Genomic DNA, 493 nt, shown 5'->3' with positions numbered 1-493 from the left:
GACCGCTTCGAGCAGCGGGTGTTCACCGATGTGGAGCGCGCCAAGGCGGCGCGACGCCCGTTCACGAAGGCGGGCACGCTGGCCAAACGCTTTGCCGCGAAGGAAGCCTTTTCCAAGGCGGTCGGCACCGGATTCAAGCGCGGTGTCTTCATCCCCCAGTGCATAGTTCAGACGATCGAAATAGTCAGCCATGCGGGTTTCCCTCCGCCAGCCCTGAAAATCGAAGTGCGGACTTCATGATTTATCCAACGCGTGAAGGAAGTCATAACGCGGCGCGCGGCCGTTTTGCCAGGCTTCATACTGGTCATAGACGGCTTCAAGCATGTTGCCGGTCAAGCGCAAACTGGTCTCCATGACAGTCGCAATGGCATCCCAGTCGGACTGAGATTTACACGTGCGCTGCAGGATGAGTTTTATTTCATGGAAGTGTTCGACATCAATATCGGAGTGCGCCATGAAGAACGTCAACTGAGCCGGCTTTAGCGAGAGTGTC

Annotated in this window: 1 protein-coding gene and 1 pseudogene; one reads left to right on the top strand and one right to left on the bottom strand. The window is 56.8% G+C overall.

The window, feature by feature from the left end; all coding sequences use genetic code 11:
• Window positions 1-240 (top strand): holo-ACP synthase (locus AACY49_RS30535; protein WP_339528006.1); only part of this gene is annotated, 240 nt, incomplete at its 5' end.
• Here the strand turns inward: AACY49_RS30535 and AACY49_RS30530 are convergent.
• Window positions 235-493 (bottom strand): annotated as a pseudogene (locus AACY49_RS30530) (iron-containing redox enzyme family protein); the annotation flags it as partial. The gene AACY49_RS30535 and the pseudogene AACY49_RS30530 overlap by 6 nt on opposite strands.

Origin of the sequence: Pseudomonas sp. EL_65y_Pfl2_R96, from assembly GCF_963970905.1 — a bacterium.
Classification (GTDB): domain Bacteria; phylum Pseudomonadota; class Gammaproteobacteria; order Pseudomonadales; family Pseudomonadaceae; genus Aquipseudomonas.
This window is presented reverse-complemented; position numbering and strand designations above follow the sequence as displayed.